Genomic DNA, 24337 nt, shown 5'->3' with positions numbered 1-24337 from the left:
ACCGCCCGCAACGCGCACGAGCCCTGGTCACCGCGGCGGGGCGGTCTCCTTGAGTTCGCCGTCCAGGGTGAGCCAGCGGGTCAGGCCGAGGTCGTGCAGGAACGCGATGTCGTGGCTGGCCACCAGCAGTGCGCCTTGGTAGGACTTCAGGGCTTGGGTGAGCTGGCGGACGCTGCCCAGGTCCAGGTTGTTGGTCGGCTCGTCGAGGAGCAACAGCTGGGGTGACGGCTCGGCGAGGAGCAAGGCCGCGAGGGTGGCTCGGAACCGTTCGCCGCCGGAGAGTGTCGCGGCCGGTTGGTCGGCGCGTCTGCCTCGGAAGAGGAAGCGGGCCAGGTGGGCTCGGATCCTGTTGTCGGTCGCGTTCGGGGCGTAGGCGGCGATGTTCTGGGCCACCGTCAGGGTGTTGTCGAGCAGGTCCAGGCGCTGCGGGAGGTAGCGCAAGGGAACTGTGACGGTCAGCTCGCCGGAGAGCGGCTCCAGCTCGCCTGCGATGGTGCGCAGGAGGGTGCTCTTGCCCGCGCCGTTCCGGCCGGTCAGTGCGATGCGTTCGGGGCCGCGGATTTCCAGGGTCGCTTGGGCGCCGTAGCGGAGTTCAGCCGACGTGAGCTTGAGGACGCCTCGGCTGGGCGGGACCGCGGTTTCGGGGAGGTCCACGCGGATTTCGGTGTCCTCGCGGATGGCTTCTTCGGCTTCGCCGAGGCGTTCTTTGGCTTCCTCCAGCTTGTCTTGGTGCATGTTCCGGTACTTGCCCGCGGTGACCTGGGCCTGGCGCTTACGGGCCATCATGATGACCTTGGGTTCGCGCTTGGTGTCGAACTTGTGCTGGCCGAAACGGACCCCGCGGTCGAGTTTGATCCTGGCTTCGGCGAGCTCGCGTTGCTGGCGGCGGACGTCGGATTCGGCTACGCGGACCATGCGCTCGGCCGCTTCCTGCTCGACCGCCAGCGCCTCCTGGTACTCGGTCAGGTTGCCGCCGTACCAACGGACTTCGCCGCCGCGGAGGTCGCCGATCTGGTCGACCAGGTCGAGCAGCTCGCGGTCGTGACTGACGATGACCATCGCCGCGTGCCATGACTCGACCGCCTCGTAGAACCTGCGGCGGGCGGGGAGGTCGAGGTTGTTGGTCGGCTCGTCCAGCAACAGCACGTCCGGGCGGCGCAGGAATTGGGCCGCCATGGTGAGCAGCACCGACTCGCCGCCCGAAAGCTCGCCGATGTGGCGGTCCAGCGTCACGTGCTCGAGGCCGAGGCGATCCAGTGTGACGCGGGCGCGCTCTTCGACGTCCCAGTCCTCGCCGATCGCGGTGAAGTTCGACTCGCTCGCGTCGCCGGATTCGATCGCCCTCAATGCCGCCCTGACCGGCGCGATGCCCAGCGCCTGGTCGACGCGGACATGCGCATCGAGCGCGACGTTCTGAGGCAGGTAGCCCAGGTCGCCCGAGACCTTGACCGAGCCGGCGCCCGGTGTGAGCTTCCCGGCGATCAGGCACAGCAAGGTGGACTTGCCCGAGCCGTTCACGCCGACCAGGCCGGTGCGGCCGGCGCCGATGACCAGCGAAAGGTCGTCGAATACGGGTGTGCCGTCCGGCCAGGCGAACGTCAGGCCGGAGCAGACGATGGAGATGTTCGGCATGGACATGGGACCCCCTCTGGTTCTTCTACACTGTATAGGAAACATGTACAGTGTAGAAGAGATTTCAGGAAAGGGGTGCGGAGATGGTCGGCAGCGTGTGGCTCACCTCCGGAAAGGGCCGCAAATCGCGGGAGAGCGGCCTCGACCGGGACACGATCGTCGCGACGGCCGTCCGGCTGCTCGACGCGCAGGGTGACGTCTCGATGCGGGCGCTGGCCACCGAACTGAACGTCACGCCGATGTCGATGTACTGGTATGTCGCCAACAAGGACGACCTGCTCGAACTCGCGCTGGACGCGGTCGCCGGCGAGATCGAACTGCCGAAAGCCGACCATGACTGGCAAGCCGATCTGCGCGCGCTCGCGCAGGCTTGGCGGCGCACCATGGTCGCCCATCCGTGGGCGATCCGTTGCTATGGCGAGTACTTGAACATCGGGCCGAAGAGCATGCGCTTCACCCAGCACGCCCAAGCGGTCATCGCCCGGTCGCCGCTTTCCCCGCCCGACCAGGCCGCCGCACTATCGGCCGTCTTCCAGTACGTCTACGGCTTCGCATCGAACGAGAGCCGATGGTTGGAGTACGGCCGGAAAACGGGCCGCACGGTCGACGAGTTCGTCAAGGAGGTGGCCGAAAACGTGGCCGAGGTTCCGTGGGTGACCACACGAAGCGGCGTGATGGAACAGCGGCACAGCCAGAGCATGGCGGAGTTGCGCGACCGGGACTTCGACCGCGCGCTCGACTGGCTGCTCACGGGCATGCTCGCTTGACTCACTCCGAGAAGTCGGCGCTCAGCCAGCGGTCCGGGCGGGCGGTGAACAGCACGAACGTGCCGGTGGGGTCGCCGGTCTCGCCCGCGGCGAAGCCCTGGGCGTGGTCCTCGGGCAAGTAGCGGCTCGTGATCGCGAAGACGTCGTCGAACCCCGGCGAGCGGTCGGCCTTGACCACCGAGCATTCGACCGTGACGTACTTGTACGGGAACTCGGCCTGCTGCACGCAGAAGCTCAGCTTGCCCGCGTCTTCCAGCAGCCGGGTCTTGCGCGCGGTCCGGCCCTGCGTGCCAGTGAAGAAAGCGAGATCGCCGCCGGGCTCGTAGGCGTACCAAACCGGCACCGTGAGCGGCGGGCGCTCGCCGTCGCCCTCCACGCTCAGGACCCCGATGCGGGGCTCGGCCAGGAAGTCTTCGCGTTCGGTGGCAGTGAGCGTGCGAGGCATCTTGGTCTCCTTAGTCAGTTCCTTGAGGGAACTCAAAGCTAGCAGACATCAGTTCCTTAAGGGAACCCTTTGAGCTAAGATCGCTCTCATGCAGCGCACCCAGTTCGGTGAGATGGCTTGCTCGATCGCACGCACGCTCGACGTCATCGGCGAGCCGTGGTCACCGCTGATCCTGCGAGACGTCTTCGTGGGCATCTCCCGCTTCGAGCAGATCCAGCAGGACCTCGGCATCTCGCGCAAGGTGCTGACCGAGCGGCTGAAATGGCTGGTCGAATGCGACGTGCTGGAGCGCAGGGAGTACTCCAGCCGTCCGCCGCGTCACGAATACGTGCTCACCACCAAGGGCTCCGAGCTGTGCGACCTGCTGCTGACCATGGCGCGCTGGGGTGACCGATGGACCGCGGGCGAGGCGGGGCCGCCCGTTCTCTTCCGGCACCACGCGTGCGGCGAAGTCAGCCATGTGGAGCCGACCTGCTCGGTGTGCGGCAAGCCGATGCACGCCGGCGACGTCGATCCACTGCCCGGACCCGGCGCCCGGATGGACTGACCCGCCACGCCGAGCTTCTTGATCAACAAGACAATCACCGCTTCGGGGCACGCAGTGCACTCGAAAGCGGCTCGCAAGTGATCTTTGCTCACCCCTTCCGGGGATCATCGGAGCCGCGGCGACCGGATAGGGCGACAGCGTCCGGCCAGCACGGCGGCCGTGCGTGGTTACCGCGGGTCACCCCGCGGAAAGCCCGCGAGAAACCGGCTTGCGGCAGTGGTCTAATCGCGCGGTTTCCCGGATGAAAGGTCCCCCATGAGACGCGGCATTTCGCTGCTGGTTTCGCTGATCGTCGGCGCCTCGCTGCTGACGCCGGTCGCGCACGCGCAGGAACGCAAGCAACTCGTTCCCGGCTTCGGCACCTACGCCAGGCTCATCCGGCTCAGCCACTCGCAGGCAGGCCGCAACCGCATCATCGCGTCGCTCACCACGTCCTCGACCGTCGACAACTACACGACGGTCATGGAGAGCACCGACGAGGGCGAGTCCTTCCACAAGATCAGCGAGATCCACGACCGCGACGGTGTCGACGGCATGTGCTGCGGCACGCTCTACGAGCTGCCGCAGATGGTCGGCAGGCTCCGCGCGGGCACGCTGCTGTGGGCGGCGAGCTACGGGCACAACGGCGGGGTCAACCGCCGCGTCAAGCTCAAGGTCTGGGCCAGCCGCGACTCCGGCCGCACCTGGTCGTTCCTGGCCGAGCCCGCCGGGTCGCACAACACCGACGGCATCTGGGAGCCGGAGTTCACCGTCGACAAGGCCGGCACGCTGTGGCTGCACTACGCCGACGAAAGCGAAGCGCCGCAGTACAGCCAGGTGATGAACCGCGTCTCGTCGACCGACGGGCTCAACTGGGGCACCAAGCAGCGGACGATGGCGATACTGCCGCACCGCGTGCGGCCCGGCATGCCGATCATCCGGCGGCTGCCGGACGGCCGGTACTACTTCGCCTACGAGATCTGCAACTACGGCGACCGCTACTGCGACCCGTACTTCAAGATCTCGGCCGATGGCGCCAACTGGGGCGATCCGGAAGACCCCGGCACCAGGGTCCAGACCGCACAGGGCAACCACTTCCAGCACGCGCAGACGATCACGCTGTTCCCCGGCGGCGTGAACGGCACGCGCATCCTGATGGTCGGACAGATCTACGTCGACGCCGACGGCGATCCGTTGCCCGGCAACGGCTCGACGCTGCTGGCGAACGACAACTTCGGCTCCGGGCCGTGGTACGAGATCGCCGCGCCGCTCAAGATCAGCGGCGTCTACAACAACTACTGCCCGAACTACAGCTCGACGCTGCTGCCGGTGGACGACGGCAAGAACGTCCTCGAAATCGGCAGCGAGTACAACAGCGAAGGCACCTGCACCGCGTACTTCGCGAAGGGCCCTGCCTAGGAGATCAGGCCCAGAGTCAGCGCCGCCGCCGCGGTGGCGAGGAACACGATCCCGCCGACGATGTCGCGGGAGCCCACCCGCAGGTGGGCGATGATCGCGCCGATGAAGTACAGCACGAGGCCGGCGGCGGCGAGGGTGCCCAGCAGCGGCACGGCGAGCCCCGCCAGCAACCCCACGGCGCCCGCCGCCAGCAGCAGGCCCAGCACCGGTACCCACTTCCGGGGTATGCCCTTCATGTCGGCCTGAGCCTTGGGGTATTCGTGGCCGATGAGGTAGATGACGGCGGCGGCGCCGTTGAAAACAGCGCCGAGGATGGTGACCGTGAGGTAAGCGGCGAACATGATCCTCAGGACGAGGCAGCGAATCGATGTGTGACAGCGACCCCGTCTAGCCTGTCGCGAGGCCCTTGAACCAGGACATCAGCGCGACCTCGGAAGCCGCGCGGGTGGCCACGGGGTCTTCGGCGTTCGCGATGAGGAGTGCGGCTTCGGTCACCGCGCTCAGCACGAGCTGCGCGAGGACGTCGACCGGCAGTGGCGGCAACGCACCGGCCTTGACCGCGCCCGACAGGACCTCGGCGACCAGGCCGAGGCCGTGTTCGGCCTCGATCGCGCGCCACTCGGTCCAGCCGAGCACGGCTGGCGCGTCGGTCAGCGAGATCCGGCGGACCTCCTCGCGGCCGCACGCGTCCAGGAAGGCGCCGAGCGCGATCACCATGCCGCTCGCGAGGTCGCGCGCACCGGCCATCGCCGCCTCGACCTCGGCCGTGACCTCGCGCTCGACCTCCTCGAAGACCGCGCGGAACAGGGCCTGCTTGTCGCCGTAGTGGTGATACAGCGCGCCGCGGGTCACGCCTGCCGCGCGCACGATCTCGTCGGCGGGCACGGCCGCGTAGCCGCGCGTGGCGAACAGTTCACGCGCGGCGGACACCAAGGCCGCCTTCGTACTGTTCGACCGGTCTTCCTGGGTTCGTCGCATCGGCTCCTAATCTGCCATGAACGACACCAGATGCTTCGCCAAGGCCGCCGGCTGGTCGTGCGGCACGAATGTCCACGAGTCCTCGATCTCGACGACGCGGGCGTCCGGCAGCAATTCGGCGATCCGGTAGGCGAACGACAGCCTGAAGACGCGGTCCTCGCGCGCCCACGCCAGCAGCACGGGCTTGCGGAAACGCGGGAACTGGCGCGCGGCCGCCAGCGTGTGGCGCCGGTGCACCGCGCGCAGGAACTTGCCGAGATCCCGCCTGATCAGCCGGTTCTCGCGCGACGGCCGGAGGAAATCGTCGACGACGTCGGCGGGCAGTGGCCGTTTCGCCACCAGGCCGAACGCGACCGGGAGCCGCTGCACCGCTTTGAACCGCACCGCCTGGGTGAGCAGCCACACGCCGCCGGGGACCTTCGCCAGGCGAGGCAACGAGCTGAACAGCGGCGGGAAGAACGCCTCGAACGCGTCCGACGGCGTGAGCACGACCCGGCCGACGCGCTCGGGATGGTTCGCCATCAATATCTGCGTGAGCGCTCCCCCGGTGTCGTTCGCGACGACCGTGACGTCACGTAAGTCCAGCTCCGCGAGGAAGTCCGCGATCAACCGCGCCACGCCCGGCGGTGTCAGGTCGGCGTCCGCGTTCATCGGCAGCCGGTGTGAGCCGAGCGGCCAATCCGGGGCCAGGCACCGGAAACCCGCCGCCACGACATCCGGGATCACCGCTCGCCACAGGCCGGAATCGACCAGCAGGCCGTGCACGAACACGACCGGCGGCCCCTCTCCCTCGTCCCGGTACCGCAGGGAGCCCTGACTCAGCCGGATCTCTTTGTGTGTCATGCCAGCCATGGTTACATACAAACAGTATGTATGTAAATGAGACCCGGTAGGGTGAACGCACCAAGGGGAATCCACACAGGAGGAGTCACGATGAAGGGGATCGTTCTGGCCGGGGGCAGCGGGACGCGCCTTCATCCGATCACCCAGGCGATCTCGAAGCAGCTGCTGCCGGTCTACGACAAGCCGATGATCTACTACCCGATCTCGGTGCTGATGTTCGCCGGAATCCGCGAGATCCTGATCATCTCGACCCCGGCCGACCTGCCGAACTTCGAGAAACTGCTCGGCGACGGCAGCCAGTTCGGCCTCAAGCTCTCCTACGCCGAGCAGGCCGCGCCGAACGGGCTGGCCGAGGCGTTCATCATCGGCGCCGACTTCATCGGTGACGACCAGGTCGCGCTCGTGCTCGGCGACAACATCTTCTACGGCCAGGGTTTCTCCAGCAGGCTGCAGAACGCCGTGTCCACATTGGATGGATGCGTGCTGTTCGGCTACCCGGTGAAGGACCCCGAGCGCTACGGCGTCGGCGAGGTCGACGCGGACGGCAAGCTGCTCTCCATCGAGGAAAAGCCCGCGAAGCCGCGCTCCAACAAGGCGATCACCGGCCTGTACTTCTACGACAACCAGGTCGTCGACATCGCACGCGCGCTCAAGCCGTCACCGCGCGGCGAGCTCGAGATCACCGACGTCAACATGACCTACCTGCGTGACGGCCGTGCCGCGCTGGTCGACCTCGGCCGCGGTTTCGCCTGGCTCGACACCGGCACGCACGACTCGCTGCTGGAGGCGGGCACCTTCGTCCAGGTACTCGAACACCGCACCGGTGTGCGCATCGCGTGTCTCGAGGAAGTCGCGCTGCGCATGGGTTTCATCGACGCCGACCAGTGCTTCGCGCTCGGCAGCAAGCTCGCCAAGTCGGGCTACGGCGAATACCTGATGAACGTCGCGCGCACGGCTGGCGCTACCGGCTGAAGAGGTGCTCGCGCAGGGTGTTCCCGGTGTAGTCGGTTCGGAAAACGCCTAGCTCCTGCAGGTGCGGGACGACCTTGTCGGCGAACTCGTCGAGCCCGCCCGGCGTCAGGTGCGGCACCAGCACGAAGCCGTCGGACGCGTCGGACTGCACGTAGTCGTTGACCGTGTGCGCCACCTGCCGCGGCGTGCCGATGAACTGCTGGCGCGTCGTGGCCTCGATGACGAGCTCGCGGATGGAGAGCTTCTTCTCCTCCGCGAGCGCTCGCCACTTGCGCGCGGTCTCCAGGTTGTCCTTGTCGTGCTGCACCCTGCCCCAGGTCAACGGCTCGGCGTCGGGATCGGGGTCGACCTCCGGCAACGGCCCGTCGGCGTCGTACTCGCTGAGGTCACGGCGCCAGACCTGTTCGAGGAACTGGATCGCGGTCGCCGGGCGAACCTGCTGGTAGCGGATCTCGCGGGCGTACTCGTGCGCCTCCTCCTCGGTGTCGCCGAGCACGAAGGTCGCCGCCGGCATGATCAGCAGGTCCTCGTGTGAGCGCCCATAAGCCGCGAGACGGCGCTTGACGTCGGCGAAGAACGCTTGCCCGTCCTCGAGGGTGCCGTGCCTGGAGAAGATGACGTCGGCGGACTTGGCGGCGAATTCACGGCCCTCGTCGGAGTCGCCTGCCTGGATCACGATCGGCTGTCCCTGCGGCGTGCGCGGCAGCGTGAACTCGCCCTCGATGTCGAACTGCGGTCCACTGTGGACGAAGCGACCGACCTCTCGGACGAAGACGCCTTGCTCCTTGTCGCCGACGAACGCGTCCGGAGCCCAGCTGTCCCACAGCTCGCGGACAGTGGTCAGGAACTCCTCCGCACGCTGGTAACGGTCCTCGCGCTTAAGAAAGCCGCCGCGCCGGAAGTTCTGGCCGGTGAAGGCGTCCGGCGAGGTCACCACGTTCCACGCGGCACGGCCACCGGACAGGTGGTCCAAAGTGGACACCTGGCGGGCGACCTCATACGGCTCGTTGAAGGTCGACGACAGCGTGCCGGCGAGGCCGAGCTTCGTGGTCACCGCGGACAAAGCTGCGAGCACAGTGGTGGTGTTGGGCCTGCCGACCACGTCGGAGTCGAGGATCTTGCCGGCGTGCTCACGCAGGCGCAGGCCCTCGGCCAGGAAGATGAAGTCGAACTTGCCGCGCTCGGCGGTGCGCGCCATGTGCTCGAAGGACGCGAAGTCGATTTGGCTGCCCGAACGCGGATCGCTCCACACGGTGGTGTTGTTGACCCCGGGGAAGTGGGCGGCGAGCTTGATCTGCTTGGTCATCTCACACTCCCTGGTACATGTTGGGCGGCTTGGCCAAGCCGAAGTGTTCGCGCAGCGTGGTGCCGCTGTAGTCCTCGCGGACGAGACCCGCGCTCCGCAGTTCGGGGACGGTCTCGTTGGCGAACAGCTCGAGGTCGTCCGGCAGCACGGCAGGCCGGATGAGGAAGCCGTCGACATGGCCCTCCGACCACTCCCGCAGTGCGGCGGCGAGCGCTGCGGGAGTGCCGACGAAGTCACGACCAGACGGTCGAAACTCCTTGCCGTACAAGGAATCGAGCTGCTGCCGACGGTCGAGCGCGTGTTGCTCGGTCTCGCCGAGCAACACCGACACGGTCTCCAGCACCTTGCCGCCGTCCATGGCCAGGTCGGGTCCGAACTCGTTCATGACCACGGGGTGACCCTGCGGCGGCCTCGGCGTGATCGACGGGCCCTTCACACTGAAGAACTGGCCTTCGAAGTCGGCGTAGTGCAGCTTGTCGCGGTCGATGAACCGCCCGGTCGGCTCGTCACGGATGATCGCGTCGTCCTCCCAGCTGTCCCACAGTCGGTAGAGGACGTCGACGACATCGGCATTCTCGGCATTCGCCGCGGATTCCGACGGCCACGCGCGCCTGCCGAAGTGCTTGGCCTCGGCCTCGGTGCGGGATGGAATCAGGAGCACGCCGGCGCGGCCTCGGCTGGCGTAGTCGAGCGTCGCGACCGCGGTGGCGACGTGGAACGGCTCGGTGTGTGTGGTGGTGACTGTCGGCACCAGCCCGATCGAGTGCGTGACCGGCCCGAGCGCGGCGAACGTGAGCAGCGCGTCCAACCGGCCACGGACAACGGACGACCCGCCCGGCTGAACACCGAGCGAGTCGTCCAGGGTGACGAAGTCCAGCTTCGCGTACTCGGCGAGCCGCGCGTAGGTCAGATAGTGGGCCGACGTGAAGAGCGCGGCGGGCTCGACACCGGAGGCCCGCCAGGCGGCCGGGTGGTACCCGGCGCCGTCGATCGCCACACCGAAATGGAGTTCCGAAGAAGCCATAGGCCCAGTGAACTCCCGTTTTCGGCGGACCGGACGTGCTTCTCAGACCATGGGAGCCGGGAATACTTCGGGTTCCTCGACGGTTGCCGCCGAGCCGACGCGGTCGGCGACCAGAGCCGCGATGAGCCCGCCCGCGATCGGGGCGATCAGATAGACCAGCAGCTGGCCCCAGGCGACCGTGCCGCCTGCCAGCGAGAGAACCGCGTCCGGGCCGAACGTGCGGGCGAAGTTCACCGAAGCGCCGCTGGCCGGGCCGAACGCCATGATCTGGGTGGCCAGCGCGAGCCCGATGCCGAAGCCGAAGACACCCTTGGGCGCGGTCGGCGAGACGGCGAGCGCGAAGACCGCGGTGACCAGGATGGCCGCGCCGAGCGCCTCGGCGACGAGCGCGTGCCCGAAGTTGCCGCTGTAGGTGGTCGCACCGAGCCCGGCGTCGATCGCTGTGCCGCCATAGGACGCGTAAACGAGCGACGCGCCGAGCAGGCCGCCCGCTATTTGGGCGACGATATAACCGGGTACTTCGCGCCACGGGAATCTGCCACGAGAAGCCAAAGCGATCGTGACCGTCGGATTGCAATGCGCGCCGGAAACTGAGCCGAAAGCGTAAATGGCGACGGCGAGTGCCAAACCGTGTGCGAGCGCGACCATCAATAGTCCAGGACCGCCGGTCTTCGCCGCGCTGACGGCCACCGCCGCGCCGATACCGAAACCACACAAGAGGGTCGTACCTGCCAGTTCCGCGGCCATCCGGCGGATGAGACTGTATTCCACGACGAGTGGGGACCTTTCTCTGCGGTGGGGGCTGCTGGGGATGAATCCCAAAGTGCCGGTCCGCACCACAGCCCGAATACCGCCGATCGAGGGGCGGGTCCTACGCCATCCGTGACCGGATTTTCGCTGGTCGGGATGTTCTTCGAGGCGGTGAACCAAACCGCTCCGGCAGCCGTGAAAGAAGGGTCAGCTCTGGCGGTGCGCCATTTCTTCGAGGCGCCGGATGCGCTCGGCCATCGGCGGATGAGTGGCGAACATCCGCGAAAGCGACTCGCCGGGGCGGAACGGGTTCGCGATCATCAAATGCGACTGCGAGATCAACGCCGGCTCGGCGACCAAAGGCGCCGCGCGGGTGCCGAGCTCCAATTTACGGAGTGCGGACGCGAGGCCGAGTGGATCGCCGGTGAGCTCGGCGCCGGAGGCGTCGGCCTGATATTCACGCGAACGACTGACCCCCATTTTGATGATTCCGGCGGCGATCGGGCCGACCAGCACGAGCAGGATGGCGACGAACGGGTTGTCGCCGTCGCGGTTGCCGCTGAAGAGGCCGGTGAACATCGCGATATTGGCGATGACACTGATCACGCTGGCCATCGCGCCCGCGACACAGGAGATCAGGATGTCCCGGTTGTAGACGTGGGACAGCTCGTGCCCGAGCACGGCACGCAGCTCGCGCTCATCGAGCAGGCCGAGTATCCCGCTGGTGCAGCAGACCGCGGCGTGACGCGGGTCGCGGCCGGTCGCGAAGGCGTTCGGGGCCTGCGTGGGACTGATGTAGAGGCGCGGCATCGGCTGGCGGGCGGCGGTCGCGAGCTCGCGGACGATCCGGTACATCGCGGGCTGCTCCGCCTCGGAAACCGGCCTGGCGTGCATGGCGCGCAGCGCCAGCTTGTCCGAGCTGAAGTAGGCGAAGGCGTTGAAGCCCAGCGCGACGATCAGGCCGATGACCAGCGCACCCCGGCCGAAAAGCGAGCTGACGCCGATGATCATCGCGCTCAGCGCGCCGAGCAGGAGCACGGTCTTGAGTCCGTTCTGATGCTTGTGCACTCGTGCCCGCTCCTTTCGCCCGATCCGTGGGTTACCCACCGGAAACAACGCGATCGGGGGATCTGAAGTTCCTTCACCCGCTGCCGCGCGACGTCCGGGGTTAGGGTCCAACGGTGACGATCCGCAATCAGTGAACCACCGACCACGGGTGAGGCGTCGATGCTCCGGATGTTTGCCGCGGTGCTCGCGGCTACCGCGCTGCTGGCCGCTCCGGCACAGGCTTCGCAGGTCATCAGCATCGACGTGGGCGGCGAGCCGGCGTCGATCGCGGTCAACCCGGCCACCGGGCTCGCGTATGTGAGCGATCCGTCGACCGGCGCGATCACCGTGATCGACTCACGCCGCGCGACCATCTCGGCCATCATCCCGATCGGCGGCAACCCGGCGGGTATCGCCGTGGACAGCACGACCAACCGGGTCTACGTCGCGAACCCGGCCAACGGGACGGTCGCCGTGGTCGACGCCGGCAACAACGTCGTGGTCAGCACGATCAGCACGGGCGAGGGCACGGCGTCCGTCGGCGTCGACGAGGCGGCGAACAAGATCTACGCGGGCAGCAGGACCACCGGCGCGGTCTCGGTGATCGACGGGGTCAGCGCCACCCAGCTCACGCTCGTGCCCGGCAAGGTGAAGTCACTCACCGGCATCACCGTCGACGCCGGCCGCAAGCTGGTCTCGTTCGCCAGCACGGCCACCGACAGCGTCGAGGTGTTCGACGCGGTCACCAACACGTTCATCGCCAGCGCGCCGGTCGGCAGTAAACCGGTCGGTGTCGCGGTGCACCGCGCGAGCGGCACGATCTACGTCGCGAACTCCGGCATCCACCACATGTCACTCGTCGACAGCAACAGCAAGACAGAGCGCAAGACGATCTTGTTGCGCAGCGAGGCGTCCTCGGTCGCGGTGCACGAAGGGTCCAACACGATCTACACCAACGGCGGGCCGAACGGCATCGTCAAGCTCGACGGCCTGTCCGGCGCGCTCGCCGGCGAGCTGCCGCTGGGCATCAACCCCGGCGACATCGCCGTCGACCAGAAGACGAAATGGGTCTATGTAAGCGATCCGCTGCACGGCAGGGTTTCGCTGATCAAGGACTTCTGACGCCAAGAGGTCGTGAATGTTGCGGGCTGTTAGAACCGTCGGCAACACTCACGAGTCCTTGACCAAAGCGTGGCAAAATGCCGGGTATGGAGAGCGAGTACCAGCTCAGAGGCGGTAGACACGCTGACGTGGCGGCGGTGGCCAATGTGCTGGCCGCACAGGGGGCCGAGGTCAGCGAGGCGCTGGTGTTCGCGGCTTCGGGTGGGATCGGGGCCGGGTACATCCTCTTCGAGTTCGCGCGGGAGGTGGACGCGACGCTGGTCGTCGCTTTCCGGAACCAGTGGCAGTATCCCAAGGCCTGGCTTGAGTCCACAATAGACAGACTTGGGCTCAAGGCGTCCGTGCTCACCACCGGCGGGAAACGTGGTGCGGCGAAACGGCTTTCGGCCGAGCTCGCCGAACACCGTCCGGTGATCGTGCTGCCTGATCGGCAGACATTGGGCTACTGGCATCTGCCAGAGAGGCTCAACGGCGCCGGCGGCCACTTCGTGGTCGCGTACGGCGAGGAGGACGGCAAGGTCCTCGTCGACGACCGTAACCTCAAGCCGTTCACCGTCGAGCGTGCCAAGTTCGACGCCGCGCGCGCACGTGTCGGGTCGTACAAAAACCTTCTCGTCAGCATCGAGCCTGGGCCGGTCGGAGACCTTGAGAAGGCCGTGCGCACCGGGCTGAACGATTGCGCGCAAAGGCTTTCCGGCACCTCGTCCTCGTTCGCGTTGCCGACCTGGGATCGCTGGGCGAAGTCGATGACCGACGAACGCGGGCCCAAAGGCTGGCCGACGGTGTTCGCCACCAGGCGTGGACTGGTCAGCGCGCTGCTGACCGTCTGGGAAGGCGTCACCACCGCGGGTATGACCGGCGGACACTCGAGGGACCTCTTCGCCGACTCGCTCACCGAGGCCGGCGCGTTGCTGGACAACAAGGCGCTGACCGAACAGGCCGGGCAATGGCGGGCCATCGCGACCCAGTGGGACGAGTTCGCCGAAGCCGCGCTGCCCAAGCATGTCACCGAGTTCGGGTGGATGCGGGACCTCACCGCCACCGTCTCGAACGGCGTGCGCGGTGGCGATGAAGGGGTAGCGGCGGCCACCGAGGCCGGTGCCGAGCTGTGGCGGGTGCGTGGGCACTACGACGCAGAGATCCCGTTCACCGATGAACAGGTGAACGGGATCTTCGCCGACCTCGGTTCGCGGCTTCGGGAGATCCATGCCGCCGAGGTCGCGGCGGTCAAGGATCTGACCGAAGTCCTTTAGCGGCGGTGGACGGCCGGCTTCAGGCTCTTCGCCACGACCTTCAGGTTGGAGAAGCTCTGCATGACCGAAGCCGCGACCTGGGCGGCACCGCCGCCGCCCTGGTAGCAGTTCACCAGCAACGGGGTGACCACCGTGCAGGTCGTCGTCACCGAATCGTTGGCCGCGTTCGGGTCACGCGAGTCCGATGAGGTGCGCGAGGTCTTGAACTGGAACGGCAGGCCGACGGTCAGCAGTCCGAACGGGACCGAGAAGTTCGCCGTGGAGCTGGCGCCGTTCGCCACCCCGTTGAACGTGCATACGACCTTGCCCGTGCTGGGAGCGCAAGCGCCACTGGCGTTGCCGGACAGGCCGAGCGGCAGTGTCGTCGTGATCTTGGCGTTACGGACCATGCCGGGGCCGCCGTTGGTGACCTTCACCGCGAAGTCGAACCGGCCGCTGAGCAGACCGGGTCGCGGGGTGACGTTGACCGAGACGGCCACGTCGGCGCTCGCGTCGATGGTGATCGTCGGGCCGGTCACCGGCTCCGACGCGTAGTTGCTGCCGACCAGCTGCCCGCGCAGCGTCTCGGTGAGGTCGGGTGCGTTGTCGGCGACCTTGAAGGTGAACGACGTGACGCCGCCGGTGTGCTGATCCATCGCCTCGGCGAGCACGAACTTGTACCCGTCGCTGGTCGCGACGCACGAGCCCGCGACCGAACCGGAACAGCTCTGCAACGACGCGTAGGTCTGCAGCGCGTCCGGCAGCGTCACCAGCACGGCCGCCGGGTGGAGCACGGTGAAGTCGTTGATGTTGTTGATCGTCTCGGTGACCGTGAAGGTGTCGCCGGGGTGAACGACCGACTGCGAAACGCTCAGTGAGACCTCGGGCAGCGGGTCGGCGAGCGCGGGGACAGCGGTGAGCACCGACCCGGCCCCGGTGAGGAGAGCCAAGCCGGCGACGGCGCGAGTGCGCCGGAGGAGGTGCTTTGTCGTCATTGCGGATCCTCGCTTCAGGCGTGGCGTGGGCGGCCGCGGCTAACCATGATTCGCCCATTCGCCACGCGTCGTTACACCCACCAACGGATCACGCAGTTGGGTGAGTTGTAACAGCGGGCGGTGACTCTGCGAATCAACGAGCGTCGTGGCCGTTCGTGCCCGGGAAAACGGGGATCGTTTTGTCTGCCGCCATCGGGCTTGCCGTTATCGGCGCCGGTTACTGGGGACCCAACCTCGTCCGGAATGCGCAAGCAACTTCCGGACTCAAACTCGAATATCTGTGTGACCTCGACGCCGAACGCGCGCGCCGGGTGCTGGGCGGCTATTCGACTGTGCGGGTGTCCGACTCGCTCGAAGAGGTGCTCGCCGACCCGGCGGTGCACGCCGTCGCCATCGCGACACCTGCCGCCTCCCACCTGCCGGTGGCGATGGCCGCGCTCGAAGCAGGCAAGCACGTGCTGGTCGAAAAGCCGTTGGCAGCCAACTACGAGGACGGCCGCAAGCTGGTCGAGGCCGCGGATTCCCGTGGCCTGAAGCTGATGCTGGACCACACCTTCTGCTACACACCCGCCGTGCGGCACCTGGCCGAGATCATCGCCAGCGGCGAGCTCGGCACCATCCAGTACCTCGACTCGGTGCGCATCAACCTCGGGCTCGTCCAGCCCGACGTGGACGTGCTGTGGGACCTGGCGCCGCACGATCTGTCGATCTTCGACGCGATCCTGCCGAAGGACGTCTACGTCACCGAGGTCGCCGCGCACGGCTCCGACCCGATCGGCGCCGGAAAGGCCTGTGTGGCGCACCTCACGCTGCGGCTGAGCCATGGTGGCATGGCTCACGTGCACGCGAACTGGCTTTCCCCGACGAAGATCCGGACGATGGTCATCGGCGGATCGGCCAAGACGGTCGTTTGGGATGACCTCAACCCGAGTCAGCGACTGTCCATTTACGACAGAGGCGTCGACAAGTGTCCTGCCGATGAACTCGCCGAAGAGAAGCGGGCGCGGACGATCGTGTCCTACCGCGTCGGCGACATGGTCGCGCCGGCACTCGGTGAGCGTGAGGCACTGCGTGCGGTGATGGCCGAGTTCGCGGAGTCGATCACCCAGGATCGGCGGCCACTCACGGACGGCCATTCCGGGCTGCGGGTGCTCGCCTTGCTGGAAGCGGCGTCGGAAAGCCTGCGCCGAGGCGGCGTCTTCGTCGACGTCAAACAAGAGGAGCGAGTATGACCACGGCGCAGCCGATCGAAGGACAGCGGTTCCTGGTCACCGGCGGGGCCGGGACCATCGGCTCGGCGGTGGTCGACCAGCTCGCCGCGGCGGGCGCGGCCGAGATCGTGGTGCTGGACAACCTGGTGCGCGGCCGTCGCGAGAACCTCGCCGAAGCCGGTGACCGCGTCCAGCTGGTCGAGGGCGACATCAACGACCCCGGACTGGTGCACGAGCTCACCGAGGGCAAGGACGTCGTCTTCCACCTCGCCGCGCTGCGGATCACCCAGTGCGCCGAGCAGCCGAGGCTGGCGCTCGAGTCCTTGGTGGACGGTTCGTTCACCGTCTACGAGGCAGCCGCGGCCAAGGGCGTCAAGAAGGTCGTGACCTCCTCGACGGCGTCGGTATACGGGCTCGCCGAGGTCTTCCCGACCACCGAGCGCCACCACCCGTACAACAACGACACCTTCTACGGCGCCGCCAAGGCGTTCAACGAAGGCATGCTGCGCAGCTTCCACGCCATGTACGGCCTCGACTACGTCGCGCTGCGGTACTTCAACGTCTACGGACCGCGGATGGACGTGCACGGCCTGTACACCGAGGTGCTCATCCGCTGGATGGAGCGCGTCACGCGCGGCGAGGCCCCGCTGATCTTCGGCGACGGCGCGCAGACCATGGACTTCGTGCATGTGCACGACATCGCGCGGGCGAACCTGCTCGCCGCGCGGGCCGACGTCACCGACACGGTGTACAACATCGCGAGCGCTCAGGAGACCAGCCTGCGTGAGCTGGCCGTGGCGCTGCTCGCCGTGATGGGCTCCGACCTCGAGCCGGAGCACGGCCCGGAACGTAAGACGGGCGGGGTGACGCGCAGGCTCGCGGACATCTCGGCCGCTGCCCGCGATCTCGGCTGGCGGCCGGAGATCGGGCTCGACGAGGGCCTGCGCGGCCTGGTCGAGTGGTGGACCAAGAGCACCGCGAACGCATGAGTGACAGGAGCACCGCCAACACATGAGCGATGGGGGAGAACAAAACATGTCCAGCGTCCGCTATCTCGGGCACGCCGGTTTCGTCGTCGAGCACGCGGGCACCAGGCTGCTGATGGACCCGTGGTTCTACCCGGCGTTCCTGCAGTCGTGGTTCCCGTACCCGGACAACCGCGCGCTGCTACCGGACGTGGTCGACGGCGGGTTCGACTATCTCTACGTGTCGCACGCGCACGAGGACCACTTCGACGAGAAGCTGCTGGACCAGCTCCCCCGCGACATCACCGTCCTGGTGGCGAAGTACCGCTCGAAGATCATGGTGAAGCGGTTCAAGGCACTGGGCTTCGAGAACGTGATCGCGCTGGACCACAGGGAGTCCTACGAGCTCGCCGACGGCTTCACGGTGACGATCTACCTCGACACCAGTCACAAGGAGGACAGCGGGCTACTGGTCGACATCGGCGGCTACCGGTTCCTGGACCTCAACGACTGCAACACCCCGATGTCCGAGCTGCCGTCCGAGATCGATCTGCTGGCGGCGCAGTTCTCCGGCGCCATGTGGTACCCGAACTGCTACGACTACCCCGCGCGGGTGATGGCGGACAAGGTGGCAGGCGTCCGAGACGACCTCATGGACACGCTGTACCGCAAGGTCGAGCTGACCGGCGCCAAGGCGTTCCTGCCATCGGCGGGCCCTGCCTGTTTCCTCGACCCCGAGCTGGCGGAGTACAACGACCGCGACTCCACCATCTTCCCGGTGTGGGACCAGGTGGCGGAGGAGTTCGCCAAGGCGTGCCCGGACACCGAGGTCTTCAGGATCGGGCCAGGGGATCACATCGAGATCGACTCGGGCAAAGCTCGTGCCAATCGGCGGCCCGGGTCCAAACTGGACGAAGACATCGACGCGTACCGCGAGCGGCGGCGTGACGAGTGGGAGGCGTACTACGCCGGTCCAGAGCCGCACGTCACGATGGAAGAGATCAAGCAGTACTTCGGCACGCTGCAGCAGTGGAACAAGCGATTCCTCGGCGACTACAGCAAGGACATCCGGCTGATCGCGGGCACGGAAAACTGGGACATCCGGCTGGGCAGGCTGGCCGAGCACTTCGTCATCGAGGGCGAAGAGCCGTATGACCCCGCATACACGCTCCTCGTGTCACCGAGGGTGCTTAGGCTGATCGTGGACGGTAAGACCGGCTGGGAAGAGGCGCTGCTTTCGATGCGCCTTGGACTGCACCGCGAGCCCGATGTATTCGATCTCACATTCATGGGACTGCTCCGTTACGGAAACCACCCGGCGCAGACCATGCAGATGCTCCGTGAGCGGCAGAACACCGAGACGATCGAGCGCGATGGCTTGCGGATCCAGCGGTTCTGCCCGCACGCCGGCGAGGACCTGACGTTCGCCGATATCGGCGACGGCAAGATCGAATGTCCCCGCCACCACTGGATTTGGGATGCCCGAACGGGCAGCTGTGTGGACAAGGCGTCGATCGATCTGCGCGTCGAGGTGCTCGATCCGGAGTCTCCGGCGCTGGCGCCGCGGAACGTCACCTGATCGGCGGCTGGTGCGGGACAACCCGGCTGTGGGAATTCACCGGCGAACGTTAACGAGAACAATGCGTGAAGACGCATGCGCGAATTAGTGCGTTACCGAACTGTGGCAGTTGAAAAACCCGCTGACGCTGGAATTCTGTAACGAGGGTGCGGTCACCGTCGATTTCGCAACCGACCAGATGCGGGAACCGAATACGGTGACTGGAGCAATTGTGATGCTATCGTTCCCATTTCGGCTGCTGCCCGGATTCAGACGCGGCCGGACCGCACGGGGGACAGCGCTCTCCGCGACCATGGGGGTAGTGGCAGGCCTGGTGATGGCCGTGCCCGCTTCGACGTTGCTGGCCACACCGGCGGCGGCCGCGCCGTGCACGGCGCCCGTCACCAACAAGGTCGCCTGCGAGAACACGCAGACCGGCACGCCGAACTGGATGGTCCAGTCCTACGACGACACCATCCACGGCTTCACCACGGACATCAGCTCGGCGCCAGGCGGCACCGTCACGTTCAAGGTGAACACCAACGCGGTCAACTACCACGTCGACATCTTCCGCCTGGGCTACTACAACAACGCGGGCGCGCGGCTCGTGCAGACGCTTGCACGAACCGGTGCACAGGTGCAGCCCGCCTGCCAGTCCGAGCCGTCCACCGGCCTCGTCGACTGCGGCAACTGGGCGCCCTCTGTCACCTGGAACGTGCCGTCGACCGCCGTTTCCGGGCTCTACTACGCCGTTCTGCGTCGTGACGACACCGGCGGCGAGAACGAGATCGCCTTCGTCATCCGTGATGACACCAGCACCTCGAAGATCCTGTTCCAGACGTCGGATTCGACCTGGCAGGCCTACAACGCCTATGGCGGGCAAACCGGGCGCGCGCCGAACGGCACCGTCTACTCCGGACAGGGCGGCAACAGCCTCTACGGCGGCACCGGTCCCGGCGCACAGGGTTCCGCGTACAAGGTGAGCTACAACCGCCCGCTGTACGGCCAGGGCGACGACAACTACATCTTCAACGCCGAAGTCCCGATGCTGAAGTTCCTCGAGGCCAACGGCTACGACATGAGCTACACGACGGACACCGACTCGGCACGACGCGGCAGCCTGATCAAGAACCACAAGGTGTTCATGGCGGTCGGCCACGACGAGTACTGGTCGGCGGAGCAGCGGAACAACGTCGAGGCCGCGCGTGCCGCCGGCGTCAACATGGCGTTCTTCACCGGCAACGAGATCTTCTGGAAGACCCGCTGGGAACCCGCCATGGGACAGTCCACAAACGACTGGCGCACGGTGGTCTGTTACAAGGAGACCAAGGCCAACGCCAAGATCGACCCGGACCCGGCCTGGACCGGCACCTGGCGTGACCCGCGCTTCAGCCCGCCGTCCGACGCAGGCAAGCCGGAGAACTCACTGCTCGGCCAGATCTTCACGGTCAACGGCCGTCGGACGGACGCGATGAGCGTGCCGACGGCGTACGGGAAAATGCGACTGTGGCGCGGCACTCCCCTGGCGACCATGGCGCCGGGCAACGTCTACACCTTCGCGCAGGGCACGCTCGGCTACGAGTGGGACACCGTTGAGGACAACGGCTTCCAGCCGCCAGGCGTCGCCCAGCTCTCGCGCACCACGGTGAACATCACCCAAGGCAACTACGTACTCAAGAACTACGGCGACCTCTACGGCACCGGCACGAAGACGCACGCGCTCACCTACTACCGCCACCAGCCCAGTGGCGCGCTCGTGTTCGGCGCGGGCACCGTGCAGTGGGCGTGGGGTCTCGACGACCAGCACGCGTTCGAGGGTGAGAACGGGAGCGGCCCGACCTCCGACGTCCGGATCAAGCAGGCGACCGTGAACCTGCTGGCCGACATGGGCGTGCAGGCGGGAACGCTGCAGGCAGGGCTGACCCCGGCGACCGCGAGCCTCGACACGCTCGCGCCGACCGTCGCCATCACCAGCGCCCCGCCGACCACCGTCGGCAACAACTACTCGTTCTCCGGCACCGTCGTCGACAACGGCGGCGGCCAGGTCGCGGGCGTCGAGGTGTCGACCGACAACGGCGCCACCTGGCATTCGGCGACCTGGAACGCGGGCAGCACCAGCTGGAGCTACACGTTCGTGCCTGCCACCGCGGGCACACCGGTGATGAAGGCGCGCGCGGTCGACGACTCCGCGAACCTGTCCACCGCGGTGTCGGCCCAGATCACGGTCAACGCCAGGACCTGCCCGTGCAGCATCTGGACCGACCAGACGGTGCCCGGCACCACCTCGACGGCCGACAACGGCCCGGTCGAGGTCGGCGTGAAGTTCCGCGCCAGCTCGGACGGTTACGTGCGCGGCATCAAGTTCTACAAGGGCGCGAACAACACCGGCGCGCACACCGGTTCACTATGGACCGCGGGCGGGCAGCTGCTCGGCACCGGCACCTTCGTCGGGGAGACCACGAACGGCTGGCAGACACTCGCGCTGCCGACCTCGGTGCCGGTCACCGCAGGCACCACGTACGTCGCCTCGTACTACGCGCCGACCGGGCACTACGCGTCCGATGTCTCCTACTTCACGGACAAGAGCGCGTCGCTGGATCCGCTCACCGCGTTGAAGAGCGGCGTCGACGGTCCCAACGGTGTGTTCCGCTTCGGCTCCACCGGGTTCCCGAACCAGTCCTATGCGGACACCAACTACTGGGTGGACGTGGTCTGGGCGCTCGACCCCGGCCCGGACACCCGCGCACCGGTGATGCTGTCGACCTCGCCGGCGACCGGCGAGAGCTCGGTCGGCCTGAGTTCTCCGGTCTCGGTCACCTACGACGAGAACATCGCGCCGGGTTCGGTGTCGTTCTCGCTGACCTACTCCGGCGGTTCGGAAGCCGGGTCGATCTCGGTGGCAGGCGGCAAGGTGACGTTCACCCCGAGCTCCACTTTGGACCCGGGCACGACCTACACCGCGACGATGCGCGCCTCCGACGCCTCGGGTAATCAGGCGAACGTGGTGACCTGGACGTTCAAGACGGGTTCGCCACGACCGGCGGCTTGTCCGTGCACGATCTGGGACGACTTCACGCATCCGGCGAACCCGGCCGACCCGTACGACTCGGCGGCGCTCGAACTCGGCACCAAGGTGCGGTTCGACGCCAAGGGCCAGGTGCTCGGCGTCCGGTTCTACAAGGGCACCGGCAACACCGGCACGCACACCGGTTCACTGTGGTCCTCGACCGGGACGCGACTCGCCACCGGCACGTTCACCGGTGAGTCCGCGGTCGGCTGGCAGACGCTGAACTTCAGCGCCCCGGTCAACGTGCAGGCGAACACGACGTACGTGGTCTCCTACTACGCGCCGAACGGGCATCCGGCCGGTGACAACGGCGGGTTCGACACGGAGAAGTCGTACCAGGCGATCCACGGCCTGGCGGACGGTGTGGACGGCGGCAACGGCGTCTACAAGGCGGCCGTCGGCGGCGGGTTCCCGACGTCGACCTACCGGGCCAGCAACTACTGGGTCGACGTGATCTTCCAGAACGGTCTCAACGGCGACACCACGCCGCCGACGATCACGACACGCACTCCGGCGCCCGGCGCCACCGGAACGCCATTGGCGGGCACGGTCAGCACCACGTTCAGCGAACCGGTGGACCTCACCAGCGCGCAGTTCTCGCTGACGGATCCCGGCTCGGCGAAACTGTCCGGCTCGCTCGCGCTGTCCGCGGACCAGAAGACGGTGACGTGGACACCGGCCGCCAGATTGGTGGCGGGCACGACCTACGCGGCGAGCATGAAGATCGCCGACGCGAACGGCAACCCGATGCCCGCGGCGTCGACGTGGACCTTCACCACGGCCGCGACGCAGACCTGTCCTTGCACACTGTTCAGTGCGGCGACGACTCCGACGATCCTTTCGGCGGACGAAGCGACCTCACTCGAACTGGGTGTCCGGTTCAGCTCTTCGGTCAACGGCACCGTCACTGGCGTCAAGTTCTACAAGGGAACGGGCAACACCGGTACGCACACCGGTTCACTGTGGACGACGGACGGCACACAGCTGGCGACCGGTACGTTCTCCGGTGAGACGGCTTCGGGCTGGCAGACGCTGACGTTCAGCACACCGGTGGCGATCACGGCCGGTCAGAGCTACGTCGCTTCGTACACCGCGCCCAACGGGCACTACTCCGCGAACGCGTTCTACTTCGAGCAGACCGGGGTGAGCAGCGCACCGCTGAGCGCGCCGGCGACCGGAGGCGACACGCCGAACGGGGTGTACAAGGTGGGGCCTGGTTTCCCGACCTCGACCTACCGAGGCGGCAACTACTGGGTCGATGTCGTGTTCTCGCCGGGCGCATGACGGATACGGGTTCCACGGGGCGGCGGCTGGTGGTCGTCGTCTCGGGGGTGACGTGGGACGGGGTCAAGGGCTCCGAACGCCAGCTGGCGGAAGCGCTGCTGGAGTACGCGGACATCCTGTGGGTCGACCCGCCGGTGTCCCCCGCGACCCCCGATCGCTATCGCGGGGTCGCGGCGGCCGCCGGTCGGCAGTGGCGTCCCGTGCTGCGGGAGGTCGCCGCCGGGATCCAACGGCTCACGCCGGTCGCGTTGCCGGGCCTGACCAGGCCCGGCATCCGGTCGACAACCTGGCCGCTGGTGCGTGCCCAGCTGGCATGGGCGCTGTGGCGGCTGCGCAGGCGGCCGCGCGCGGTGCTGGCGTGCTCACCGCACGACGTGCTCGGCCGCTGGGGTTCGTCCACTATGGACGTTCTCTATGGGACGGACGACTGGGTCGCGGGCGCCGAGCTGATGCGGCTCGACCGCGACCGCGTGGCCCGCGAGGAACGGAAGTCGTTGCGGCGCGCGGATCTCGTGCTGGCGGTCGGCCCGGAACTGGCGGCGCGCTGGCGTGGCCTCGGTCCGGAGCCGATGCTGTTCCCGAACGGCTGCGCGCCGGACGCGTACCTCGCCGACGTCGAGCGTGCCGCGTTGCCGGACGGCTTTCCGACTCCGGTCGCGGGATTGTCCGGCCAGCTGTCCGACCGGATCGACCTGGAGCTGCTGGAAGCCGTCGCGGACACCGGGATCGGCCTGCTGCTGGTCGGGCCGCGCGATCCTGCCTGGCATCCGGCACGCGTGGATTCCTTGCTGGACAGGGAAAACGTGCACTACGTCGGCGCCGTGCCGTTCGACGACCTGCTGCCATATCTCGCCAGGTTCGACGTCGGGCTCACCCCGTACGCGGACTCGGCGTTCAACCGCGCCTCCTTCCCACTGAAGACGCTGGAGTACCTCGCCGCCGGGAAACCGGTGGTCAGCAGCGAGCTTCCGGCGAGCAGGCGGCTCGCCGACGAGACCGGGGAAATCCGATTGGCCGACGGTCCCGCGGCATTCGCCGAAGCGGTGCTGGCAGCGGCCAAGGAGGCGCGGGATCCCGCGGCGGTGTCGGTGCGCCGCGGGGTCGCGCGTGCGCACTCGTGGTCGGCGCGCGCCGAGAAGCTCGCCGGGCTGCTCGGGCTGAAGCGCTCGTAACAACGGCCGTCACGGCACCGAT

21 protein-coding genes are annotated in these 24337 nt (G+C 67.4%); 11 read left to right on the top strand and 10 right to left on the bottom strand.

The genetic code is table 11. The annotated features are described in order from the left end of the window. Positions 1-27: 27 nt before the first annotated feature. Positions 28-1632, bottom strand: coding sequence for an ABC-F family ATP-binding cassette domain-containing protein (locus ACFV15_RS33595; protein WP_378355505.1), 1605 nt, complete (start codon positions 1630-1632; stop codon positions 28-30). An 83-nt stretch (positions 1633-1715) separates the two neighbouring features. Here ACFV15_RS33595 and ACFV15_RS33590 point away from each other — a divergent pair, with 83 nt between their 5' ends. Further along, positions 1716-2399: a TetR/AcrR family transcriptional regulator gene (locus ACFV15_RS33590; RefSeq protein WP_378355502.1), complete on the top strand. Its 684-nt coding sequence runs from the start codon at positions 1716-1718 to the stop codon at positions 2397-2399. A 1-nt stretch (position 2400) separates the two neighbouring features. Here ACFV15_RS33590 and ACFV15_RS33585 read toward each other — a convergent pair whose 3' ends face one another. Further along, entirely contained in the window at positions 2401-2844 is a 444-nt protein-coding gene (locus ACFV15_RS33585) for a pyridoxamine 5'-phosphate oxidase family protein (RefSeq protein ID WP_378355500.1), read from the bottom strand. Positions 2845-2932: 88 nt separating this feature from the next. On the opposite strand from ACFV15_RS33585, the gene ACFV15_RS33580 reads away from it, so the two are divergent. Together ACFV15_RS33580 and ACFV15_RS33575 are read left to right on the top strand one after the other, a co-directional pair. Next, positions 2933-3391, top strand: a complete 459-nt coding sequence (locus ACFV15_RS33580; RefSeq protein ID WP_378355499.1) for a winged helix-turn-helix transcriptional regulator — start codon at positions 2933-2935, stop codon at positions 3389-3391. A 255-nt stretch (positions 3392-3646) separates the two neighbouring features. Next, complete coding sequence (locus tag ACFV15_RS33575; RefSeq protein WP_378355498.1) at positions 3647-4789, top strand: sialidase family protein; 1143 nt, start codon at positions 3647-3649, stop codon at positions 4787-4789. Here the strand turns inward: ACFV15_RS33575 and ACFV15_RS33570 are convergent. The 3 genes from ACFV15_RS33570 to ACFV15_RS33560 are packed head-to-tail and all read right to left on the bottom strand — an operon-like array spanning position 4786 to position 6610. Continuing rightward, complete coding sequence (locus ACFV15_RS33570) at positions 4786-5130, bottom strand: DoxX family protein (RefSeq protein WP_378355496.1); 345 nt, start codon at positions 5128-5130, stop codon at positions 4786-4788. The two genes, ACFV15_RS33575 and ACFV15_RS33570, sit on opposite strands and share 4 nt — an antisense overlap. 46 nt (positions 5131-5176) lie before the next feature. Continuing rightward, complete coding sequence (locus tag ACFV15_RS33565; protein ID WP_378355495.1) at positions 5177-5767, bottom strand: TetR/AcrR family transcriptional regulator; 591 nt, start codon at positions 5765-5767, stop codon at positions 5177-5179. Between the two features lie 6 nt (positions 5768-5773). Then, positions 5774-6610 carry an alpha/beta fold hydrolase gene (locus tag ACFV15_RS33560; protein WP_378355493.1) on the bottom strand — a complete coding sequence of 279 codons (837 nt, stop codon included), beginning with the start codon at positions 6608-6610 and terminating at the stop codon, positions 5774-5776. Between the two features lie 90 nt (positions 6611-6700). On the opposite strand from ACFV15_RS33560, the gene rfbA reads away from it, so the two are divergent. Further along, a complete protein-coding gene (gene rfbA / locus ACFV15_RS33555; protein ID WP_378355492.1) occupies positions 6701-7582 on the top strand; it encodes a glucose-1-phosphate thymidylyltransferase RfbA in 882 nt (293 codons plus the stop codon). Here the strand turns inward: rfbA and ACFV15_RS33550 are convergent. From ACFV15_RS33550 to htpX, 4 genes are all read right to left on the bottom strand, one after another. Then, positions 7572-8888 carry an NtaA/DmoA family FMN-dependent monooxygenase gene (locus ACFV15_RS33550; protein ID WP_378355490.1) on the bottom strand — a complete coding sequence of 439 codons (1317 nt, stop codon included), beginning with the start codon at positions 8886-8888 and terminating at the stop codon, positions 7572-7574. The two genes, rfbA and ACFV15_RS33550, sit on opposite strands and share 11 nt — an antisense overlap. 1 nt (position 8889) lies before the next feature. Then, positions 8890-9912 (bottom strand): LLM class flavin-dependent oxidoreductase, encoded by a 1023-nt coding sequence (locus tag ACFV15_RS33545; RefSeq protein WP_378355489.1) that lies wholly within the window; start codon positions 9910-9912, stop codon positions 8890-8892. A 42-nt stretch (positions 9913-9954) separates the two neighbouring features. Next, positions 9955-10683 carry an MIP/aquaporin family protein gene (locus ACFV15_RS33540; RefSeq protein WP_378355487.1) on the bottom strand — a complete coding sequence of 243 codons (729 nt, stop codon included), beginning with the start codon at positions 10681-10683 and terminating at the stop codon, positions 9955-9957. A gap of 186 nt (positions 10684-10869) precedes the next feature. Continuing rightward, positions 10870-11730: a zinc metalloprotease HtpX gene (htpX, locus tag ACFV15_RS33535; RefSeq protein ID WP_378355485.1), complete on the bottom strand. Its 861-nt coding sequence runs from the start codon at positions 11728-11730 to the stop codon at positions 10870-10872. A gap of 159 nt (positions 11731-11889) precedes the next feature. Between htpX and ACFV15_RS33530 the strand changes: the two genes are divergently transcribed. Together ACFV15_RS33530 and ACFV15_RS33525 are read left to right on the top strand one after the other, a co-directional pair. Then, the gene (locus tag ACFV15_RS33530; RefSeq protein WP_378355483.1) at positions 11890-12831 is read left to right on the top strand and encodes a hypothetical protein; all 942 of its coding nucleotides are present in this window, start codon (positions 11890-11892) and stop codon (positions 12829-12831) included. Positions 12832-12959: 128 nt separating this feature from the next. Then, complete coding sequence (locus ACFV15_RS33525; protein WP_378355481.1) at positions 12960-14084, top strand: BtrH N-terminal domain-containing protein; 1125 nt, start codon at positions 12960-12962, stop codon at positions 14082-14084. On the opposite strand, the gene ACFV15_RS33520 is transcribed toward ACFV15_RS33525, so the two are convergent. Next, the gene (locus ACFV15_RS33520; RefSeq protein WP_378355479.1) at positions 14081-15058 is read right to left on the bottom strand and encodes a hypothetical protein; all 978 of its coding nucleotides are present in this window, start codon (positions 15056-15058) and stop codon (positions 14081-14083) included. The two genes, ACFV15_RS33525 and ACFV15_RS33520, sit on opposite strands and share 4 nt — an antisense overlap. A gap of 179 nt (positions 15059-15237) precedes the next feature. On the opposite strand from ACFV15_RS33520, the gene ACFV15_RS33515 reads away from it, so the two are divergent. The 5 genes from ACFV15_RS33515 (at position 15238) to ACFV15_RS33495 (ending at position 24315) form a co-directional block, all read left to right on the top strand. Continuing rightward, positions 15238-16290 carry a Gfo/Idh/MocA family protein gene (locus ACFV15_RS33515; RefSeq protein WP_378355477.1) on the top strand — a complete coding sequence of 351 codons (1053 nt, stop codon included), beginning with the start codon at positions 15238-15240 and terminating at the stop codon, positions 16288-16290. Next, positions 16287-17258, top strand: a complete 972-nt coding sequence (locus tag ACFV15_RS33510) for an NAD-dependent epimerase/dehydratase family protein (protein WP_378355475.1) — start codon at positions 16287-16289, stop codon at positions 17256-17258. Before ACFV15_RS33515 ends, ACFV15_RS33510 begins: the two co-directional genes overlap by 4 nt. Before the next feature lie 46 nt (positions 17259-17304). Beyond that, complete coding sequence (locus ACFV15_RS33505; RefSeq protein WP_378355474.1) at positions 17305-18813, top strand: MBL fold metallo-hydrolase; 1509 nt, start codon at positions 17305-17307, stop codon at positions 18811-18813. Between the two features lie 301 nt (positions 18814-19114). Then, positions 19115-23143 (top strand): DUF4082 domain-containing protein, encoded by a 4029-nt coding sequence (locus ACFV15_RS33500; protein ID WP_378355472.1) that lies wholly within the window; start codon positions 19115-19117, stop codon positions 23141-23143. Then, positions 23140-24315: a glycosyltransferase gene (locus ACFV15_RS33495; protein WP_378355470.1), complete on the top strand. Its 1176-nt coding sequence runs from the start codon at positions 23140-23142 to the stop codon at positions 24313-24315. The genes ACFV15_RS33500 and ACFV15_RS33495 overlap by 4 nt, the downstream gene beginning before the upstream one ends. Positions 24316-24337 lie beyond the last annotated feature (22 nt).

Origin of the sequence: Amycolatopsis sp. NPDC059657, assembly GCF_042734395.1 — a bacterium.
Lineage (GTDB): Bacteria > Actinomycetota > Actinomycetes > Mycobacteriales > Pseudonocardiaceae > Amycolatopsis.
Note: the sequence above shows the minus strand (reverse complement) of the source record. Positions and strands in the feature narration are given on the sequence as shown.

Excerpts from the sequence above, each read along its gene's own strand:
- ACFV15_RS33595 (WP_378355505.1), bottom strand. The coding sequence starts at position 1,632 with ATGCCGAACATCTCCATCGTCTGCTCCGGCCTGACGTTCGCCTGGCCG.
- ACFV15_RS33590 (WP_378355502.1), top strand. The coding sequence starts at position 1,716 with ATGGTCGGCAGCGTGTGGCTCACCTCCGGAAAGGGCCGCAAATCGCGG.
- ACFV15_RS33585 (WP_378355500.1), bottom strand. The coding sequence starts at position 2,844 with ATGCCTCGCACGCTCACTGCCACCGAACGCGAAGACTTCCTGGCCGAG.
- ACFV15_RS33580 (WP_378355499.1), top strand. The coding sequence starts at position 2,933 with ATGCAGCGCACCCAGTTCGGTGAGATGGCTTGCTCGATCGCACGCACG.
- ACFV15_RS33575 (WP_378355498.1), top strand. The coding sequence starts at position 3,647 with ATGAGACGCGGCATTTCGCTGCTGGTTTCGCTGATCGTCGGCGCCTCG.
- ACFV15_RS33570 (WP_378355496.1), bottom strand. The coding sequence starts at position 5,130 with ATGTTCGCCGCTTACCTCACGGTCACCATCCTCGGCGCTGTTTTCAAC.
- ACFV15_RS33565 (WP_378355495.1), bottom strand. The coding sequence starts at position 5,767 with ATGCGACGAACCCAGGAAGACCGGTCGAACAGTACGAAGGCGGCCTTG.
- ACFV15_RS33560 (WP_378355493.1), bottom strand. The coding sequence starts at position 6,610 with ATGACACACAAAGAGATCCGGCTGAGTCAGGGCTCCCTGCGGTACCGG.
- rfbA (WP_378355492.1), top strand. The coding sequence starts at position 6,701 with ATGAAGGGGATCGTTCTGGCCGGGGGCAGCGGGACGCGCCTTCATCCG.
- ACFV15_RS33550 (WP_378355490.1), bottom strand. The coding sequence starts at position 8,888 with ATGACCAAGCAGATCAAGCTCGCCGCCCACTTCCCCGGGGTCAACAAC.
- ACFV15_RS33545 (WP_378355489.1), bottom strand. The coding sequence starts at position 9,912 with ATGGCTTCTTCGGAACTCCATTTCGGTGTGGCGATCGACGGCGCCGGG.
- ACFV15_RS33530 (WP_378355483.1), top strand. The coding sequence starts at position 11,890 with ATGCTCCGGATGTTTGCCGCGGTGCTCGCGGCTACCGCGCTGCTGGCC.
- ACFV15_RS33520 (WP_378355479.1), bottom strand. The coding sequence starts at position 15,058 with ATGACGACAAAGCACCTCCTCCGGCGCACTCGCGCCGTCGCCGGCTTG.
- ACFV15_RS33510 (WP_378355475.1), top strand. The coding sequence starts at position 16,287 with ATGACCACGGCGCAGCCGATCGAAGGACAGCGGTTCCTGGTCACCGGC.
- ACFV15_RS33505 (WP_378355474.1), top strand. The coding sequence starts at position 17,305 with ATGTCCAGCGTCCGCTATCTCGGGCACGCCGGTTTCGTCGTCGAGCAC.
- ACFV15_RS33495 (WP_378355470.1), top strand. The coding sequence starts at position 23,140 with ATGACGGATACGGGTTCCACGGGGCGGCGGCTGGTGGTCGTCGTCTCG.